We start from the raw sequence: 18,554 nt of genomic DNA on the forward strand, positions 1-18,554 counted from the left end.
GGGTTTACTGGAGGGGACGAAAGGACGGAGGTCGGCGGTGTGCGGTCGATTCGCGATGGATGGCACGGTGTACCAGCTGCTGGACTTCCTGGTTGCGGAGCAGCAGCTCGACCCGAAGCAGCCCGGCGCGCAGCCGGCCACGCTCGCAGAGCGACAGCCGCACTACAACATCGCGCCGACGAACGAGGTGCCGGTGATGCGTGAACGTCACGGTGATCGAGAGGTCGCGGACGTGCGCTGGGGCATGGTCGCGCCCGGATCGCCGACCTTCGGCGGCGGGAAGCCGGTCTTCAACGCGCGGATCGAGTCTGTCGACCGGCTCGGCCTGTTCAAGAATCCGTTCCTGAAGTCACGCTGCATCGTCTTCGCCACCGGCTACTACGAGTGGGAGCAACAGGAATCGGGCAAGCAGCCGTACTTCATCCGGGAGCCGCAGCATCCGCTGGCGATGGCGGGAATCGTGTGCGCCTGGCCGGATTTGTCCCTGGCCGAGAAGGATCCGCGCCGGTGGCGGCTGTCGATGTCGATCATCACCCGCGACGCGCGCGTCGCGCCGGGCCTCGAGCCTCGCCCGGATGCCGGCGGCCCTGTGGGCAGGCTCCTACGACGCGTGGCTGGGCGACGGCCTCGGCGCGAAGGAGCTGCTGGGGATGCTCGAGAGCGACTCGGCCGCCATCGCGGGCCAATTGGACTGCTACCCGGTGTCCACATCGGTGAACCGGGTCGAGCTCCAGGCGGGCGTGCCGAACGGCGGCCCTGACCTGATCCGCCCCCTCTGACGCCCGCGCCGAGCCGGACCGCCCCGCGTCGGCCCGCCTCGCGTCAGACCGCCGGGACCTCGACCGCCGCGGCGGCGGCCAGGCGCAGCCAGGTGTCGACCACGGTGTCCGGGTTCAGGGACACGGAGTCGATGCCCTCCTCGACCAGCCACTCGGCGAAGTCGGGGTGGTCGCTCGGACCCTGGCCGCAGATTCCTACGTACTTGCCGCGGGCCTTGCAGGCCGCGATCGCCATGCTCAGCAGCTTCTTGACGGCGGGGTCACGCTCGTCGAAACCGCCGGCCACGATCGCGGAGTCCCGGTCCAGGCCGAGGGTCAGCTGCGTCATGTCGTTGGAGCCGATGGAGAACCCGTCGAAGTGGTCGAGGAACTCGTCGGCCAGCAGCGCATTGGCCGGCAGCTCGCACATCATGATGATCTCGAGGCCGTTCTCACCCCGGCGGAACCCGTTCTCGGCCAGCAGGTCGATCACTCCGCGCGCCTCGTCCAGGGTGCGCACGAAGGGGATCATCAGCTTGACGTTGGTGAGTCCCATCTCGTTGCGCACGAACGAGAGCGCCTCGCACTCGAGGTCGAAGCAGTCCCGGAAGGACGGCTCCAGGTAGCGTGACGCCCCGCGGAAGCCCAGCATCGGGTTCTCCTCGTGCGGTTCGTAGGCCGGGCCGCCGATCAGGTTGGCGTACTCGTTCGACTTGAAGTCGCTCATCCGCACGATCACGGTTTCCGGCGCGAACGCGGCCGCGATGGTGGCGACACCCTCGGCCAGCCGCTTGATGTAGAACTCCCGCGGGCTGCCGTAGGCGGCGATGCGGGTGTTGATCTCTGCGGCGACGTCGGCCGGCTGGTCCGCGAGGTTCAGCAGCGCCTTTGGGTGGATCCCGATCTGGCGGTTGATGATGAACTCGAGCCGGGCCAGGCCGACGCCGTGGTTGGGCAGCTGGGCGAACGTGAACGCCTGCTCGGGCGTGCCGACGTTCATCATCACCTTGACCGGCGCCGGCGGCAGCAGGGTGAGCGCGGTCTCCTCGATGCCGAAGTCGAGGATGCCCTCGTAGATCAGGCCGCTCTCGCCCTCGGCGCAGGACACCGTCACCTCGAGGCCGTCGGACAGGACGTCGGTGGCCGTACCGGTGCCGACGACCGCGGGGATGCCGAGTTCGCGGGCGATGATCGCCGCGTGGCAGGTGCGGCCACCGCGGTTGGTCACGATGGCGCTGGCGCGCTTCATGATCGGTTCCCAGTCCGGGTCGGTCATGTCCGCGACGAGCACATCCCCGGTCGTGAAACTCGCCATCTGGTCGATGGACGAGAGGATGCGCACCGGCCCGGCGCCGATCCGCTGGCCGATGGCGCGGCCCTCGACGAGCACCTTGCCGGTCTCATGCATCTTGAACCGGCTCATCGAGACCGCGGACGCCCGCGACTGCACCGTCTCCGGGCGCGCCTGGAGGATGTAGATGCCGCCGTCGAGGCCGTCTTTGCCCCACTCGATGTCCATCGGTCGCCCGTAGTGCGCCTCGATCGCCAGCGCGTGGCGGGCGAGCTCCTCCACGTCGGCGTCGGTGATGCTGAACAGGTTGCGCTGGCGGGCCTCCACCGGCACGAAGTCGATGGTGCGGCCGATTTCACGGTTCTGCGTGAACGTCATCTGCAGCGCCTTCTCGCCGAGGGTGCGCTTGAGGATGGAGGGCCGTCCGGCCAGCAGGGCCGGCTTGTAGACGTAGAACTCGTCCGGGTTCACGGCGCCCTGCACGACGGCCTCGCCGAGTCCGTAGGAGGAGGTGATGAAGACCGCGTCCCGGAACCCGGATTCGGTGTCCATGGTGAACATGACACCGGAGGATCCGATGTCCGCGCGCACCATGCGCTGGATCCCGGCGGAGAGGGCCACCTCGGCGTGCTCGAAGTTGTGGTGCACCCGGTAGGCGATGGCACGGTCGTTGTAGAGCGAGGCGAAGACATCCTTGATCGCCGGCAGGATGTTCTCGATCCCGCGCACATTCAGGAACGTCTCCTGCTGGCCGGCGAAGGACGCATCGGGGAGGTCCTCGGCCGTGGCGCTGGAGCGAACCGCCCAGGACAGCTCCTCCGAGCCCTCGTGCTTGCCGACCAGGGTCGCGTAGGCGGCCCGGATCTGAGCCTCGAACTCGGGCAGGAAGGGGGTGTCGCGCATCAGGGTGCGAATCTCCTGGCCGGCGGCGGCCAGCTCGGTGACGTCGTCGATGTCGAGGCCCCGCAGGCGCTCGATGATCCTCCGGTCGAGGCCGGAATCGGCCAGGAACCGGCGGTACGAGTCGGCCGTGGTGGCGAAGCCGTCTGGCACCTTGACCCCGGCGGACGTCAGGTTCTGCACCATCTCACCCAGGGAGGCGTTCTTGCCTCCCACGCGATCCAGGTCGGTGAGTCCGATTTCTGAAAACCAGAGGATGTCCGTCGTCATGTTTCTGCTCCCTTGCAGGTGTGCGGCCAGGGGTGCGGCCGCGAGGTGAGGTGGCTCGTCGTCGTGGGCGAGTCCCTGCTTCCATAGTGTCAGGTGCCTCAGCGCTTGAGTTTCATCTGCTGCAGGATTGTGGCGGACATCTCCTCCACCGACATGCTCGCCGAGTTGAGGAACGGAATGCCGTGGGAGGCATACAGTCGCTCCGCGCTGCGCAGTTCGAACCCGCACTGGCGCAGGGACGCGTAGGGTGACCCCTCCCGCCGCTGTGTGCGCACCTGGCTGAGCCGCAACGGGTTGGTGGTGAGGCCGAAGCACTTGTCCACGAAGGGGCGCAGGGGCTTGGGCAGACCCTCGCGCTCGAAGTCCTCGTCGACCAGAGGGAAGTTCGCGGCGAAGATCCCGTGCTGCAGGGCCAGGTACATCGTGGTGGGCGTCTTGCCGCACCGCGAGGGCGCCACCAGGATGATCTGGGCCTTCTCCAGGGCGCGGAGGCTCTGGCCGTCGTCATGTTCCATGGCATATTCCACCGCGGTCATACGTGACTGGTAGCGGGCGGCGTTGCCGAGTCCGTGCGCCCGCCCCGGCTCGTTGCTGGCCCGGGTGGCCAGGGCCTGCTCCAGCTGGCCCAGATAGGTGCCGAGCAGATCCACCAGGGTGCCGGTGCACTCGGCCAGGGTATGACGGATGGAGCTGGTCACGACCGTGGAGAACACGATCGGCTTGTGGCCGCCGTGCGCGGCCACGCCGTCGATGGTGGCGACCACGGACTGTGCCTGGGCCACGTCCATGATGAAGGGGATGGTGGTGCGGTCGAAGTCGATCTCCGGGAACTGGGTCAGCAGGGTGTTCCCCAGCGTTTCCGCTGTGATGCCCGTGCTGTCCGAGAGGAAGAAAACCGGGACTGGATCGACGTTGGTCATAGTCGCATTCTCCACCCGCCGGCCCCGTTCGCCGGATTCGGCACCCCGGCCCTAGACGGCCGGGCCGCGCAGGCCCATGCTGGGCGCATGACGACAACAGAGGACGAACCGAACGACCTCGAGGTGCAGGCCGAGGTCAGCGACGAACTGAACTGGATGCCGGGTCTCGACCCGGCCCATATCGGCGTCTCCGTCAACGACGGGGTCGTGACCCTGGCCGGAGAGGTCAGCAACCACGCGGAGCGGATCGCCGCGACCGAGGCGGCGCTGCGCGTGCGCGGCGTGACCGCCGTCGCCGACGACCTCACGGTGCGCTCCTCGGCGGTCGCCGAGCACACCGACACCGAGATCGCCCGTGCCGTGCAGAACGCGCTCTCCTGGGCGGCCGGCATCCCCCGGGACGCGGTGAAGGCCGAGGCGCGGGACCACATCGTGACGCTGTCCGGCACGGTCGACTGGAACTACCAACGAGAAGCCGCCCGCGCAGCCGTGGAGCGCATCTCGGGGGTGCACCTCGTCGACAGCCGGATCGGCCTGACGAGGCGCCCGTCGGCTACCGACACGGAGGAACTGATCCACAAGGCCATCCTGCGCAGCGCCCAGCTCGACGCCGACAACATCGCGGTCGGCATCCAGGGCAGCGAGGTGACGCTCACCGGCTCGGTGCGGTCCTGGGCGGAGAAGAAACAGGCCGGCAAGGCCGCCTGGCGGTCGCCGCACGTGTCGGAGGTGCACAACCACCTCACGGTGCGCGCTTTCTGAGCATCCGTCGGCGAAGTCACAGGACGGAGAGTTGCTGTTCTCGCGTCGGTCGCAGCAGACTGAAGTGCCGGGCCCGGACCGATTCGTGCGCCGGTAGCTAAGGAACCCATCACATGACTGAACCGAGCGATTCACGCGTCGGCCTCTACATCGACTTTGACAACATCGTCATCTCTCGATACCAGCAACTGCACGGCCGCAATGCCTTCCAGCGCGATGGCATCCGCAATTTCGACAGATCGAGCGCTGCCTCCGACCCCCTGGTCACCACGCGGCTGAACGCCGCGACGGTCGACTTCAACGCGATCATCGACTTCGCCGCGTCATTCGGAACCCTGGTCGTCAACCGGGCGTACGCCGACTGGTCGGTGCCCGTCAACGCGAGCTACCAACGCCAGCTCATGTCCCGAGCCGTCGACCTCACCCAGCTGTTCACGACGACCACGCGGGGAACGAAGAACGGTGCGGACATCCGTCTCGCCGTCGACGTGGTCGAAGACCTGTTCCGGCTGCCCGACCTCACCCACATCATCATCGTCGCGGGGGACTCCGATTACATCGCCCTCGCCCAGAAGTCGAAGAGGCTCGGCCGCTTCGTCGTCGGCATCGGAGTCGCCGGGTCGACGAGCACCTCGCTCGCGGCCGCCTGTGACGAATTCGAGGACTATGACTCCCTGCCGGGAATCGCGAAGGTGACCGCCACCGCGGCGGCCGCCGCTGTGACCGCGCCGGTGACGGCGGAGAAGCCCCCGTCGGGCAGGGCGGCGCCGGAACCCGAGGTGGCCGGGCCCCAGACGACCCCGATCCCGGTGCGCCAGTTGACGACGATCCCGATGTTCTCGCACACCGACGATTCGCAATACGACGAGCCCGAACCGGCCGATGACACCGACCCGCAGACCATCGCGACGAAGCTCCTCGTGCGGGCCCTGCAGATCGGTCACGCGAAAGGCGACGCCGACGAGTGGCTGAACACCGGATCGGTGAAGAACCAAATGCGCCGGATGGACCCCTCATTCAACGAGAAGCCGCTAGGCTTCCGTTCCTTCACCGACTTCCTCTCCTCGCGCGGCGACGTGGCCGAACTGGACGAGGATGGGCCGCAGCGGCTGATCCGGCTGCGTCCGGAGGCGAACACCGGACGCTGAGGACGGGCCGCGGCAGCGCTCTGGCAGGACATCCCCAAGGGGCATAACGTGGCGGCATGGAGCACGACCACGCTGAGATGGACCATGCCGCCCCCGGCCCGCCCGGGCACTCCGGGCACTCCGGGCACGCCGGGCACGCGGGGCACGGCGACCACGTGGCCCGGTTCCGCCGCCTGTTCCGGGTGATGCTGGTCTTCACCGTTCCGGTCGTCTGGTTCAGCCCCATGTTCGCCATGCTCGTGGGCTACCGCCTGCCCGGCCTGCCGGGGATCGAATGGATCTCACCGGTGCTGGGCACGGTGATGTACGTCTGGGGCGGCCGGCCGTTCCTCACCGGAGCCGTCTCGGAGCTGCGGGCGCGCACGCCGGGCATGATGCTGCTGATCGCGCTCGCGATCACGGTGGCGTTCGCCGCATCGTGGGGGGCGAGCCTCGGTATCCTGGCCCCCGAACTCGACTTCTGGTGGGAACTGGCGCTGCTGATCACGATCATGCTGCTCGGCCACTGGATCGAGATGCGTTCGCTCGCGCAGACCTCCACCGCCCTCGAGTCCCTGGCCGCCCTGCTGCCCGACCAGGCGGAGCGGGTGGTCGGCGACGAAGTGGTCGTGGTCTCCCCGACCGAGCTTTCCGTGGGCGACCTCGTGATCGTGCGGCCGGGCGGGCGCGTGCCCGCCGACGGCGAGGTCACGGAGGGCACGGCCGACGTCGACGAGTCGATGATCACGGGCGAGTCGCGGCCCGTTCGCCGCGGGCCGGGCGGGCAGGTCGTCGCCGGCACCGTCGCCACCGACTCGGCCCTGCGGGTGCGGGTCACCGCGGTGGGCGAGGACACGGCGCTGGCCGGCATCCGGCGCCTGGTCGCGGAGGCCCAGGGCTCGTCCTCGCGCGCGCAGCGGATCGCCGACCGGGCCGCCGGGTGGCTGTTCTGGTTCGCGCTGGGCACCGGCCTGCTGACCGCGGCCGTCTGGACCCTGGTGGGCACCCCCGAGACCGCGATCGTGCGCAGCCTGACGGTGCTGGTGATCGCCTGCCCGCACGCGCTCGGGCTTGCGATTCCGCTGGTGGTGTCGATCGCGACCGAGCGGGCCGCGAGGGGCGGCGTGCTGGTCAAGGACCGGCTGGCCCTGGAGAGCATGCGCCTGGTCGACGCCGTCCTGTTCGACAAGACCGGCACGCTGACCCGGGGCGAGCCGACTCTCACTCGCCTCGCTGCCCCCGCCGACGCGTCGCCGACGGATGCGCTCGCGCTCGCCGCCGCCGTGGAAGCCGACAGCGAGCATCCGCTTGCCCGCGCCATCGTGGCCGCGGCCCGGTCCCGTGCGCTCGAAGTGCCGCGGGCCACCGGGTTCCAGGCGTCCGCGGCCGTCGGGGTGACCGGGTTCGTCGACGGGCGGCAGGTGAGCGTCGGCGGCCCCGGACTGCTGCGGCGGCACCACCGGGCTCCGCTGCCGGAGACGGAAGCATGGGCCGGGGAGGGCGCCATCGTCCTGCACGTGCTCCGGGACGGTGACGTGGTCGGCGCGATCGGGCTCGCCGACGAGGTGCGGGCGGAATCCCGGCAGGCCGTGGACGCGCTGCACGCGGAGGGGATCGAGGTGGTGATGATCACCGGCGACGCCGAACCGGTGGCCCGGTCGGTCGCAACCGAACTGGGCATCGACCGCGTGTTCGCGGGGGTACGGCCCGAGAACAAGGCCGCGAAGGTGGCCGAACTGCAGGGGGAGGGCCGCACGGTCGCGATGGTCGGGGACGGCGTCAACGACGCGCCGGCGCTGGCCCAGGCCGATGTCGGCATCGCGATCGGAGCCGGCACGGATGTCGCCATCGCCTCGGCCGGCGTGATCCTCGCCAGCGACGACCCCCGGTCGGTGCTCTCGGTGATCGAGTTGTCCCGCGCGAGCTACCGCAAGATGCGCCAGAACCTGTGGTGGGCGGCCGGCTACAACCTGCTGGCCGTGCCGTTGGCCGCCGGGGTGCTGGCCCCGGTGGGTTTCGTGCTGCCGATGGAGGTCGGGGCGCTGCTGATGTCCGCGTCGACGGTGGTGGTCGCCGTGAACGCGCAGCTGCTGCGCCGCCTCGACCTGCGGCCGGAGACCAGCACCCTTTCCGCGCTCGGTGCGCGGCGATAAAATCGCGCCATGACTGCTCGCCCGGAGGACTACCGCGCAGCGCTGGAGCGGGCTCGGGTGCACGCGATGGATTGGCTCGCCTCCGTTCCCACCCGGCCCGTCGGCCCCCGGCTGGATGCCGACGCGCTCGTCGCCGGCTTCGCTGCGCCCCTGCCGGATCAGCCGACCGACCCGGCCCAGGTCGTCGACGAGCTGGCCGCCCTGGCCGAACCCGGGCTGATGGCGATGCCGTCCGGCCGGTTCTTCGGCTGGGTGATCGGCGGCACGCTGCCGGCCGCCCTGGCCGCGGACTGGCTCGTCAGCGCCTGGGACCAGTACGCGGGCATGCGGTTCGCGACGCCGGCCACTGCGGCCGCCGAGGAGGCCGCGGGCGGCTGGATCCTCGACCTGCTCGGGCTCCCCGCCGGGGCCGACGTGGGCTTCACCACGGGCGCCACGATGGCCAACTTCACGGGTCTGGCCGCTGGGCCGGACCACGTGCTCGGCCGGGCCGGCTGGGATGTCGCCGTCAACGGGCTGGCCGGATCGCCGCGCGTGAAGGTCTTCGTGGGCGAGGAACGGCACGCGGTGATCGACCAAGCCCTGCGCTACCTGGGCCTCGGCGCGCCCGTCGTGGTGCCGGCCGACGACCAGGGCCGGATGCGTCCTGACGCCCTGGCCGCCGCGCTCACCGGGGTCACGGGGCCCGTGATCGTCTGCCTGCAGGCCGGCAACCTGCACTCCGGCGCCTTCGACCCGGTCGGCGAACTCGCCGCCCTCGCCCGGCAGCACGGAGCCTGGGTGCACGTGGACGGCGCGTTCGGCCTCTGGGCCGCGGCCAGCCCGCGCTATCGGGAGCAGCTGGCCGGACTCGACACCGCCGATTCCTGGGCCACCGACGCGCACAAGACCCTCAACGTGCCCTACGACTGCGGCATGGCCATCGTGGCCCGCCCCGCCGATCTGAGGACCACGTTCGGGGTGCACACGAGTTATCTGGTCGCGGATGAGCGCGGCCCGGGCGATCCGCACGAGAAGGTGCCCGAGCTCTCGCGTCGGGCCCGCGGCGTGACGGTCTGGGCGGCCCTGAGATCGCTGGGCCGGTCCGGTACCGTGGCGCTGGTGGAGCGCCTGGCCGACCAGGCCGGGGCCATCGCCGACGGGTTGGGGCGCATCCCGGGCGCCGAGGTGCTGAACGACGTGGTGTTCACCCAGGTGTGCGTGAGTTTCGGTGACGACGAGAGCACCCGCCGGGTGACCGAGGCGCTGCTCGCCGAGGGAGTCACCTGGATGTCGGGCTCCCGCTGGCACGACAGAGACGTGCTGCGGGTATCGGTGAGCAACTGGTCGACGGATGCGGAGGACGTCGCCCGCTCCGTCGAGGCGGTGGAGCGAGCCCGCGCCGCGGTCTCCCTACCCACCGAAAAGCGTATGCCAAAACGAGAATATTAGGCGGCCGTCCAGGCAATCCGTCATCTGATCAGGCCCCGGTCCGGGCGGCGATTCGCCTGATACTCGACGCCCACGGCCGGTGCCCCGGTTGGAACGGGGCCGCACGACGGTCGTAGGATCGAGGCAACAAGGATTGCCATCGGTTGCCGGCTGCGCTGGACGTACCGGCAGCTGGAGGAATATACAAGTGCTCTCTCAACCACGGATCGTCATTGTCGGCGGCGGAATCAGCGGATTGGCGACAGCGCACTACCTGCATCGCCGGCTCGGCGCGGACGTGCAACTCAGTCTGGTCGAGGCCGGGCCCAGGCTCGGCGGCAAGATCGCGACCGAGCAATTCGGCGGGCACCTGGTCGACGTCGGACCCGACGCCCTGATGGTGCGGGCGCCCGTGGCGGCGGCACTGATCGAGGACCTCGGTCTCAGTGATCTTGTCGTGGCCCCGGCCGGGTCCGGCGCCCGGATCTGGTCGCGCGGCGCGCTGCGCCGCCTCCCGGCCGGCACCCTGTTCGGTATCCCCGACCGGCTGCTGCCGCTGATGAAATCGCGACTGCTCTCGCCCCTCGGCCTGGCGCGCGCGGCCCTTGACGTCGTGCTCCCGACCCGGGCGGCGCTGCCGGAGGACCCCACAATCGCCGAACTGGTGCGGCCCCGGATGGGCGGGCAGGTTTTCGACCGGCTCGTGGACCCGCTCCTGGGCGGCGTCCACGCCGGCCGGGCCGACGAGCTCAGTGCTCGCAGCACCGCACCGGATATCGAGGCACTGGGCCGGGCCAACCGCAGTCTCTATCTCGGCCTGCGCCGCCGCCGGCGGAACGCGCCGAAACCGGCCGGAACCGGCGGCGCTGCCCTCGTAACCCTGGTCGGCGGGCTGGCCCGCCTGATCGACGCGCTGGCCGACCGCGTGGCGGGCGATGACGTGCGTCTGGGCAGTGCCGCGGTATCCGTGACACGGGACGAGAACGGCACCGGCTACCTGGTCGCGTTGGAGGATGGGACCGTCTTTCCGGCCGATGCGGTCGTGCTCGCCATCCCCGCATTCGTGGCCGCCGGCATGATCGCCGCCGAGGCGCCGGATCTGGCGGCCGCACTCGGCGGCATTCCCTACGTCGACGTGGCCACGATCTGTCTGGCCTACCCGCACTCCGCGGTGGCTCACGACCTCGACGGCACCGGTTTCCTGGTGCCGCCAGAAGAGGGTCGCCTCATCGTCGGCTGCACCTGGTCCAGTGTCAAGTGGCCGCACCTTGCCGATGAGAACACCGTCCTCATCCGCTGCATGGTGGGCCGGCGCCGTGACCAGCGTTGGGTGGGCTTCGATGACGATACCCTGGTCAGCCAGGTGCACGCCGAGCTGGTGGAGGCGATGGGCCTGACCGGGCGCCCGACCGAACAGCACATCGAACGGTGGCCGCAGGGAATGCCGCAGTACGTCGTCGGCCACCAGGCTCGGCTCGCGGCCGCCGAGGAGGCACTCGGCCGGCTGCCCGGGATCCGCCTGACCGGCTCCGCCTACCGCGGGGTCGGGCTGGCCAGCTGCGTGGCGGACGCAGAGCGCACCGCCGACAGCATCGCGCAGGTCCTGTCCGATGCGCGTGCCCGGAGCGAGGCGTCCGCATGAGCGGGCTGAGCATCCCGCTCGGGGAGACCGCCGTGCTGCCGGCCGTGCCGGCCGCGCGTCGTGGCAAGGGGCCGGACTACGCGAAGCGCCCGATGCTGGTCTTCTGGGAGACGACCCGCGCCTGCGCGCTCGCCTGCAAGCACTGCCGGGCCAGCGCCGACATGCAGGCCCTTCCGGGCGAACTCACCACCGCGCAGGGCCGGGACCTGATCGACCAGGTGGCGGGCTTCGGCCGACCGTATCCGATTCTGGTGCTCACCGGCGGCGATTGCCTGATGCGGCCCGACCTGTTCGAGCTCGTCGACTACGCCACCGGGTTGGGACTGCCCACGGCGCTCTCCCCGTCCGTCACCCCCACCCTCACCCCCCTGATGATCGACCGGATCGTGGCGAGCGGGGTCAAGGCGGTGTCGATCAGCCTCGACGGCGCCGTCGCGGCGACCCATGAGGGTGTGCGCGGGATTCCGGGCCACTTCGACGACACCGTGCGCGCCATCCGTGCCCTCGCAGCGGCCGGACTCACCGTTCAGGTGAACACGACCGTCATGCGCGCCAACGTGGGCGAGCTCGCGGATGTCGCGGCCCTGATCAAGAAGGCGGGCGCGGCCATCTGGGAGGTCTTCTTCCTGGTGCAGGTCGGCCGAGGCGTCTCGACCGAAGCCGTCACCCCGGCCGAGCACGAGGACATCTGCCATTTCCTCTTCGATGCCTCCCAGCACGGCTTCATCGTGCGCACGGTCGAGGCTCCCTTCTTCCGTCGCGTCGTCGCCCGGCGCCGCGCCGGCGACCCGGCGCCGGCAAGCGAGCGGTACCGCGCGCTGTCCGCCAGGCTCGAAACCCTGATGGGACCGCCCGCCGGCCTGCCGCGCGCCCAGACCGCGTCGACCCGCGACGGCAAGGGCATCGTATTCGTCGCCTACGACGGCGAGGTCTACCCCGCCGGTTTCCTGCCCCTCGGCCTCGGAAACGTGTGCACGACACCCCTGGCCGAGATCTACCGGGACAACGCGCTGCTCAAGCAGATCCGGGCCACCGAGTTCAGCGGGCGCTGCGGCCGGTGCGAGTACGCCGACCTGTGCGGAGGATCCCGGGCCCGCGCGTTCGCGGACAGCGGCGACCCTCTCGGCGAAGACCCCGCGTGTCCTTTCCAACCTGGCGCGGCGGCCCCGGCGGCCGTCGGTGCCGGCGCCTAGCGGCGGGATGAGCGCCGAACCGCTCCCGTACCGGTACGACGCCATCCTGCTCGTCGGATTCGGCGGCCCGGAGGGCCAGGACGACGTCATCCCTTTCCTCCGAAATGTCACCCGGGGCCGGGGCATCCCGGAGGCCCGCCTCGAGACCGTGGCGACGCACTACCGCGCCGTCGGCGGCGTGAGCCCGGTGAACGCCCAGAACCGTGCCCTCCGGGCGGCGCTCGAGGCCGAACTCGCCGCACGCGGCGTCAACCTCCCGGTGTACTGGGGCAATCGCAACTGGGAGCCGTACCTGCCCGGCGAGGTCGCCGCCGCCGTTCTCGACGGGCACACCCGGCTGCTCGCCCTCACCACCAGCGCGTACAGCTCCTACTCGAGCTGCCGCCAGTATCGCGAGGACCTCGCCGAGGCGTTGCCCACCGGTATCGGCGGCGTGCAGCTCGACGCCGTGCGCCCCTACTTCGACCACCCCGGCTTCGTCGCTCCCTTCATCGAGGGCGTGCGGGAGGCCCTGGCCCGGTTCACCCGGCGGGGCATCTGCGTCGCCGACACCCACGTTCTTTTCACGACCCACTCCATTCCGATCGCGGATGCCGTGCGCAGCGGCCTCCCGGATCGCGATCTCGGCCCCGGCGGCGCCTACGAGGCCCAGCATTTGGCGGTCGCGGCGGTGGTCATGGCTGCACTGCCCGTCGCTGACCCCGATGCTCAATGGCCGCCCGCACCCGCCTGGTCGCTGGCCTTCCAGTCCCGGTCGGGCCCGCCAGACATGCCCTGGCTCGAACCCGACGTCAATGACGCGATCGAGCGCCTTGCCGCGGCCGGAACCCGGGCCGTGGTCGTCGTGCCGCTGGGCTTCATCTCCGATCACATGGAGGTGGTGTGGGACCTCGACACCGAGGCGGCCGCGACCGCACACCGAGTGGGAATCGAATTCCTGCGGGTGCCGACTCCGGGCGTTCACCCGGCCTTCGTCTCGGGACTCGTCGACCTGCTGCTGGAGCGCCTGGCACCCGGGCCGGCCTCGCCGCGCGCCGCGCTGACCGCCCTCGGGCCGTGGCCCGATGCCTGCGCCGCGGGCTGCTGCGCGAAGGGCGCAGCCGGCGGGCGGCCACGGCAGCATTAGCAGTACGCTCGGCACAGGGCTAAGCAGGGAGTTCCGTGACCCATCCGTATCCGTTGCATGTGGCCATCCGGGCCCAGTGTTTCTGCTGCCAGTCTCTGCAGCCGTTCACGTTCACCTCGCCGACCGACCAGGTGGTGTGTGCGTCGTGCCTGCACCACCTCGGGCCGGAGAAGGCTGAACGCCGCGACGCCGAACACATCAAGCTCTGGGTCGGCCAGTATGCGGACCAGCAGGAGAACCACCGCAAGTTCGCGGAGAAGTCGGCGGTGGTGGACGCTGAGCAGCAGGCGGTGATCGACGGCCTCGCCGCCCAGGTGGCGGAGCTGCGCGGCGTCGTGGCCGGCCAGTTCGACCGGACGAAGAGCGACGGGGTGCGCGCCCTCCTCGAGAGCGACCTGGTGCGGCGCGCCGAGCGCAAGACCGTGCTGGCGCAGCGCCAGATCGACTGGGCGATGGCCGTGCTCTGGCGGGTCGGACAGCTGCACCACGCCGACCCGGCGAAGCCGACGGTCTGTGCCTGCGGCCGAAGCGCGTCCGCCTGCGCCGAGGGCCGGGCGCTCGACCCGCAACGGCAGGCCGTGCTCGACTGGGAGAAGAAGAACGTCGCCCTGCTGCACGCCGGAGCCCGGCACGCCCTCCCCGAGGACCACCCCGAGGTGACGGCCGCCCAACGACGGCTCTGAGGGGTGCGGGCCGCCGTCAACGCCTCAGACGTGTCGGTTCACCGCCGCCGCCGCCCCGGGCCTACTCTGAAGCCATGGAACTTCTGTTCAACACCCTGCACATTGTCTCCGCCGTCTTCATCGTCGGCCCGATGGCCATCCTGCCCATGACGGCGATGCGCTCCATGCGCGCCGGGGAAGCCGGACAGGTCGCCGCGCTGGCGAAATCGGTCTACCTGTTCAGCCTGCTGTCCGTGCTGGTGGCGTTCTTCGGCTTCGGCGCGTTGGGCATGGCGGACGCGGACGAGGGCTTCTCCTTCGGCTCCACCTGGGTCTGGCTGTCGATCGTGCTGTACGTGATCGCCCTCGCGATCAACCTGTTCCTGGTGGTCCCGGCGATGCGCTCCGCCGCCGAGGCACTGAGTACAGAGGCACTGAGTACGAACGCCATGCCCGCCACCGGCACCAAGATCGCCGGCTACTCCCGCGTGGCCATGGGCTCCGGCATCGCGTCGCTGCTCCTCGTGCTCATCGTCGTGCTGATGGTCTGGAAGCCGTAGCAGCCACCCGGTCCGGCCGCTTCGGCCGCTTCGGCCGCTTCGGCCGCCCGCCCCGCGTCTAGTCCAGGTCGTCCAGCGAGACGAGTCCGTCGTGGCGGCGCCCGTCGAAGATGATCGACGGAATCTTCACGGTGTGGATGCTCTCTTCGACCAGCTCCGTGTTCGCGGCGATGATGCCGGCCACCTCGTCGGAGGCGGCGACGGATGCCACCTCGGCGACCTGCGCCGGGCTCAGGCCGAACTCGGCTGACCAGTCCTGGAGCAGTGCGGTGGCCACGGCGGGGTCTGCGCCGTTGATCACGCTCTGCCAGGACACGCCCGCCTCGTTCTTCTCCGTGTAGATCCGGCTGAGGATCTCCCAGTCGACCGGTGTCTTCGCGCCGTCGAGCGGGTTCAGGCGCAGGGCCTCAAGGTACTGCGTGACGAGCAGCGAGTTCTTGAACTTGTAGCCGTCCTCGGATGCGATCGGGTAGGCGATGTAGGTGAGGTTCTGCTTCTGGTCGAAGCCGGCCTTCTCGATGTTCTGGAAGAGCTGCAGGCAGTAGGTGCAGCCGGGGTCGATGACCTCGAGCGCCGTTTCCTTCTTCTCGTCGAACGGGTTCAGGTAACTGGCGTTGGCGGGCAGGTAGTCTTTCGCGTCCCAGTTCTGCATGCGGGCGGGAATGGCCGAGAACGTCTTGCCGAGGCTGGCGAAGTCGTTGCCGAACGCCCCGATCACGTCGCCCTCGGCCAGGGACTCACCGAAGGTCGGGGTCTGGTCGGGGATGGCGCAGGCCTCCGCGCCCAGGCTGCAGGAGGCGGAATCCTGCTTGTTGCAGGTGCCGTAGACGTAGAGGTTGACGCCGCTCTTGACGACGGTGTACCCACTCCAGATCGTGGTCAGGACCACCAGGACCGCGAGCACCTCGAGCGTGACGCTCGCCGGTCCGACCAGGCCGGGACGGCGCACGGCCAGCGGGGCGAGCAGGTGGTCCTTGATGTCCTGCTTGAAGGTGGTGTCGCAGGGGCGGAAGGTGACGCGGCGGAGGGTGCAGTTCCACGCCTTGCCGAGGTAGCGGCGGTACCTGGCCGAGACGGCGGCCATGAGGACGAGAACGATGAATGCGGCAACACAGAACAATTACGAGAGGCCTTTCATCAGGCGCGCGAGGGCCTGGACGGCCTTGTCGATGTCGGCCGGGGTGGAGTGCAGTCCGAGCGAGAAGCGCAGCAGCGGCGGCAGGCCGAGCTGTTCCTTCAGGTAGTGATGGGCGCAGAAGTAACCGCTGCGCGCCATGACGCCCGACTGGGACAGGAACACGGCGAGCCGGTGCGAATCCTGCCTCGGTGCGTAGAGGCTGATCACGGGGCTGGGCTCCGTGTTGAGCAGGGTCAGTCCGGGGATCTCGGCGAGTCCCTCGAACATCTGCTGTGACAGCGCCGCGACGTGCGCGGCCGGCGTCTGCCCGCCCGGGCGAACGGTGCCGAGCCAGCCGATCGCGCGGCGAAGGGCGATGATCTCGCCCCAGGCCTGCAGCCCGGGTTCGAGCAGGGCGCCGGGGTCGCCCGGCAGCAGGTCGTAGGAGTCTTCCCGGACATCCGCCACCATGCCGCCGCCCACGAAGGTGAGGTCGAGGGATTCGATCAGTTCGTGCGTGGCCACGATCACGCCGAGGCTCGCGCCGTACATCTTGTGCGCCGAGAAGCAGAGCGCGTCCGCCTCGGTCTTGGCGAGCAGGGCGCGGCTGTGCGCCATCGCCTGCGCCGCGTCGAGGATGACGATACCGCCCCGGGCATGGGTGTCGCGCACGAGGTCGGTGAGGTTGGTCAGCAGGCGCCCGTCGATGTTGGAGGCGACGTTGACGACGACGACCGCCCGCTCGAGCTGGGCCGGCTGGTAGACCAGGGCGCCGTCGGGGGTGCGGTCGAGAACGAGGCGCGGCACCCCCAGCCGGGTGGCGGCCGTCATCGTGGGCAGGAACACCGAGTTGTGCTCGATGTGGCTGGTCACCATGGAGGCGAACCGGTCCTGCGGCAGCTGCTGCAGCAGCAGGTTCAGGCCGAAGGTCGTGTTGAGGGTGAAGGAGACCGCTCGCTGGCGTGCGGACAGCCCGAGCAGGTCGAGCACCGCGCGGCGCGCGTCCTGCACCTCGTTGTCGACGCGCGTGCCCCAGGCGTATTTCACGCGCCCGCCGCAGGCGTTGTAGGCCGTGTAGTACTCGGTCATCGCATCGAGCACGGGCTGCGGACGCAGGCTCTGGCAGGCAGAGTCGAGGTAGGTCGAGCCGGGGTCGAGGTAGGAGAAATCATCCGCTCGGGCGGCCTGGCTGTCGGTCGTGCTCGGGTTCGGCGTCGTGCGCCGGAACAACCCAGAGTGCTTCATATCCTTCGTTTCTTTCCGGCTCAGTCTAGAAGAGCAGCCTGACTATCCGCCGAGCAGAGGGCCCCGGGCCTCGACGACGCCCATCATTCCCAGGTCCTCGTGGTCGAGGATGTGGCAGTGGTACACGGTGCGGCCGGTGAAGTCGTCGAACGCGATCCGCACCCGCGCCGACCCTCGGGCCGGCAGGTTGACGACGTCCTGCCACGGGGGGGAGTCCGCGGCCCGCCCGTTGGTCTCGAGGAGCTGCATCGGCCAGACGTGCAGGTGGAACGGGTGGTCCATCGGGCTGGTGTTGGTGAGGAGCCATTCCTCGACGCTGCCGCCCTGCACCGTGGTGTCGACCCGTCCGGCGTCGAAGGATTCGCCGTTGATGGTGAAGTTCATCCCGCCGCCCATCCCGCCGCCCATCCCCATCGAGAGGATCAGCTCCCGGCGGGCCGTCACGGGCTCGGCGCGCAGATCGCGGGCCGCCGGACGCCGGGCAACGACGGATGCCGCGGCCGCGGCCTCGCCGGACACGGTCACCGTGGCCAGGGAGACCTCCGCCGTCGACCGGGCGGTGCCGCCCATCATCCCGCCCATGCTGCCGCGGTCGTAGGGCAGCGCCCGCAGCACGGCCGTCCCCTCCGCGGCGGTGACCAGCAGGTCGGCGCGGTTGCCGGGCGCGAGCAGCACCTCCGCCACGTCCTGGGGCGTCTCGAATCGGCCGGAGTCGAGGCCGAGCAGTTGCACGGCCTGCCCGTCGAGCCGCAGGCGCAGGTAGCGGGAGACGCAGGCGTTGACGATCCGCCAGCGCTCCCGTTCGCCCGGGCGGATGCCCAGGGTCGGGTTCAGCTGGCCGTTGACCAGCACGAGCTCGCCCTCGCGGCCGGCCATCCGTTCGGCCCGGCCGGCCGAGGCGACCCGTCCCGACCCGTCGAGGGTGAGGTCGGAGATGATCAGCAGCCGCTCGCGGGCGACGTCGACCGGGTCAGGGTCCTCGACCACGATGGCGCCGTAGAGGCCGCCGAACACCTGGTCGGCGACGAGGCCGTGGTGGTGCGGGTGGTACCAGTAGAGGCCGGGCGGGTGGTCCTGCGGCAGCAGGTAGTCGTAGTCGAAGGAGGCGCCCGGGTCGATCATGACGAACGGGTTGTCGGCGTTCCCCTCGGGGGAGACGTGCAGGCCGTGCACGTGCAGGTTCGTCGGGTCGGTCAGGCCGTTGCGCAGGCTCACCCGCAGGCGGTCGCCGGCGCGCAGGCGCAGGGTGGGCCCCGGAAGGCCGCCGTTGTAGCCGAGGGTGGTGGCGGTCCTGCCGCCGATCTGCGTCCGTCCGGCGGCGGCATCCAGTCGCAGCTCGAGCAGTCCCGCCCGGCTGCGGAGCTCGGCGGGCTCGCGAAGTGCGTCGCCCGCGGCCGGGCCGGCGGCCGAGCCGGCGG

At 70.3% G+C, this 18,554-nt stretch carries 15 protein-coding genes; 10 read left to right on the forward strand and 5 right to left on the reverse strand.

The window, feature by feature from the left end:
* Window positions 1-37: 37 nt before the first annotated feature.
* Window positions 38-760 carry an SOS response-associated peptidase gene (locus E3T37_RS02030; RefSeq protein WP_134365186.1) on the forward strand — a complete coding sequence of 241 codons (723 nt, stop codon included), beginning with the start codon at window positions 38-40 and terminating at the stop codon, window positions 758-760.
* A 62-nt stretch (window positions 761-822) separates the two neighbouring features.
* Here the strand turns inward: E3T37_RS02030 and ppsA are convergent, their stop codons facing one another.
* Window positions 823-3,219, reverse strand: coding sequence for a phosphoenolpyruvate synthase (gene ppsA / locus E3T37_RS02035; RefSeq protein ID WP_134365187.1), 2,397 nt, complete (start codon window positions 3,217-3,219; stop codon window positions 823-825).
* A 98-nt stretch (window positions 3,220-3,317) separates the two neighbouring features.
* Complete coding sequence (locus E3T37_RS02040; RefSeq protein WP_134365188.1) at window positions 3,318-4,139, reverse strand: pyruvate, water dikinase regulatory protein; 822 nt, start codon at window positions 4,137-4,139, stop codon at window positions 3,318-3,320.
* A gap of 87 nt (window positions 4,140-4,226) precedes the next feature.
* Between E3T37_RS02040 and E3T37_RS02045 the strand changes: the two genes are divergently transcribed.
* From E3T37_RS02045 to E3T37_RS02085, 9 genes are all read left to right on the forward strand, one after another.
* Complete coding sequence (locus E3T37_RS02045; RefSeq protein WP_134365189.1) at window positions 4,227-4,901, forward strand: BON domain-containing protein; 675 nt, start codon at window positions 4,227-4,229, stop codon at window positions 4,899-4,901.
* Between the two features lie 113 nt (window positions 4,902-5,014).
* Window positions 5,015-6,049 carry an NYN domain-containing protein gene (locus E3T37_RS02050; RefSeq protein WP_134365190.1) on the forward strand — a complete coding sequence of 345 codons (1,035 nt, stop codon included), beginning with the start codon at window positions 5,015-5,017 and terminating at the stop codon, window positions 6,047-6,049.
* Window positions 6,050-6,105: 56 nt separating this feature from the next.
* A complete protein-coding gene (locus E3T37_RS02055; RefSeq protein WP_134365191.1) occupies window positions 6,106-8,181 on the forward strand; it encodes a heavy metal translocating P-type ATPase in 2,076 nt (691 codons plus the stop codon).
* Window positions 8,182-8,190: 9 nt separating this feature from the next.
* Complete coding sequence (locus E3T37_RS02060) at window positions 8,191-9,612, forward strand: aminotransferase class V-fold PLP-dependent enzyme (RefSeq protein ID WP_134365192.1); 1,422 nt, start codon at window positions 8,191-8,193, stop codon at window positions 9,610-9,612.
* A 187-nt stretch (window positions 9,613-9,799) separates the two neighbouring features.
* Window positions 9,800-11,233 (forward strand): protoporphyrinogen oxidase, encoded by a 1,434-nt coding sequence (gene hemG / locus E3T37_RS02065; RefSeq protein WP_160141039.1) that lies wholly within the window; start codon window positions 9,800-9,802, stop codon window positions 11,231-11,233.
* Window positions 11,230-12,426: a TIGR04053 family radical SAM/SPASM domain-containing protein gene (locus tag E3T37_RS02070; RefSeq protein ID WP_134365194.1), complete on the forward strand. Its 1,197-nt coding sequence runs from the start codon at window positions 11,230-11,232 to the stop codon at window positions 12,424-12,426. Before hemG ends, E3T37_RS02070 begins: the two co-directional genes overlap by 4 nt.
* Window positions 12,427-12,433: 7 nt before the next feature.
* Entirely contained in the window at window positions 12,434-13,552 is a 1,119-nt protein-coding gene (locus tag E3T37_RS02075; protein WP_134365195.1) for a ferrochelatase, read from the forward strand.
* Window positions 13,553-13,587: 35 nt separating this feature from the next.
* Window positions 13,588-14,235 (forward strand): hypothetical protein, encoded by a 648-nt coding sequence (locus tag E3T37_RS02080; protein WP_134365196.1) that lies wholly within the window; start codon window positions 13,588-13,590, stop codon window positions 14,233-14,235.
* Between the two features lie 74 nt (window positions 14,236-14,309).
* Window positions 14,310-14,774, forward strand: coding sequence for a DUF2269 family protein (locus tag E3T37_RS02085; RefSeq protein ID WP_134365197.1), 465 nt, complete (start codon window positions 14,310-14,312; stop codon window positions 14,772-14,774).
* A 58-nt stretch (window positions 14,775-14,832) separates the two neighbouring features.
* Here the strand turns inward: E3T37_RS02085 and E3T37_RS02090 are convergent, their stop codons facing one another.
* The 3 genes from E3T37_RS02090 to E3T37_RS02100 all read right to left on the reverse strand — a co-directional run.
* Window positions 14,833-15,858 carry a hypothetical protein gene (locus E3T37_RS02090; RefSeq protein ID WP_241994525.1) on the reverse strand — a complete coding sequence of 342 codons (1,026 nt, stop codon included), beginning with the start codon at window positions 15,856-15,858 and terminating at the stop codon, window positions 14,833-14,835.
* A gap of 36 nt (window positions 15,859-15,894) precedes the next feature.
* On the reverse strand, window positions 15,895-17,136 hold the full coding sequence (locus E3T37_RS02095) for an aminotransferase class V-fold PLP-dependent enzyme (protein WP_134365199.1): 1,242 nt from the start codon (window positions 17,134-17,136) through the stop codon (window positions 15,895-15,897).
* Window positions 17,137-17,178: 42 nt separating this feature from the next.
* Window positions 17,179-18,554: multicopper oxidase family protein (locus E3T37_RS02100; protein WP_134365200.1), on the reverse strand; the 1,376-nt coding region annotated here is incomplete at its 5' end.

The organism is Cryobacterium sp. TMT2-10 (assembly GCF_004403075.1).
Taxonomy (GTDB): domain Bacteria; phylum Actinomycetota; class Actinomycetes; order Actinomycetales; family Microbacteriaceae; genus Cryobacterium; species Cryobacterium shii.

What these genes read in the sequence shown, in the direction of transcription:
- ppsA (WP_134365187.1), bottom strand. Translation starts at nt 3,219, where the DNA reads ATGACGACGGACATCCTCTGGTTTTCAGAAATCGGACTCACCGACCTG.
- E3T37_RS02040 (WP_134365188.1), bottom strand. Translation starts at nt 4,139, where the DNA reads ATGACCAACGTCGATCCAGTCCCGGTTTTCTTCCTCTCGGACAGCACG.
- E3T37_RS02045 (WP_134365189.1), top strand. Translation starts at nt 4,227, where the DNA reads ATGACGACAACAGAGGACGAACCGAACGACCTCGAGGTGCAGGCCGAG.
- E3T37_RS02050 (WP_134365190.1), top strand. Translation starts at nt 5,015, where the DNA reads ATGACTGAACCGAGCGATTCACGCGTCGGCCTCTACATCGACTTTGAC.
- E3T37_RS02055 (WP_134365191.1), top strand. Translation starts at nt 6,106, where the DNA reads ATGGAGCACGACCACGCTGAGATGGACCATGCCGCCCCCGGCCCGCCC.
- E3T37_RS02060 (WP_134365192.1), top strand. Translation starts at nt 8,191, where the DNA reads ATGACTGCTCGCCCGGAGGACTACCGCGCAGCGCTGGAGCGGGCTCGG.
- E3T37_RS02070 (WP_134365194.1), top strand. Translation starts at nt 11,230, where the DNA reads ATGAGCGGGCTGAGCATCCCGCTCGGGGAGACCGCCGTGCTGCCGGCC.
- E3T37_RS02075 (WP_134365195.1), top strand. Translation starts at nt 12,434, where the DNA reads ATGAGCGCCGAACCGCTCCCGTACCGGTACGACGCCATCCTGCTCGTC.
- E3T37_RS02085 (WP_134365197.1), top strand. Translation starts at nt 14,310, where the DNA reads ATGGAACTTCTGTTCAACACCCTGCACATTGTCTCCGCCGTCTTCATC.
- E3T37_RS02090 (WP_241994525.1), bottom strand. Translation starts at nt 15,858, where the DNA reads ATGGCCGCCGTCTCGGCCAGGTACCGCCGCTACCTCGGCAAGGCGTGG.
- E3T37_RS02095 (WP_134365199.1), bottom strand. Translation starts at nt 17,136, where the DNA reads ATGAAGCACTCTGGGTTGTTCCGGCGCACGACGCCGAACCCGAGCACG.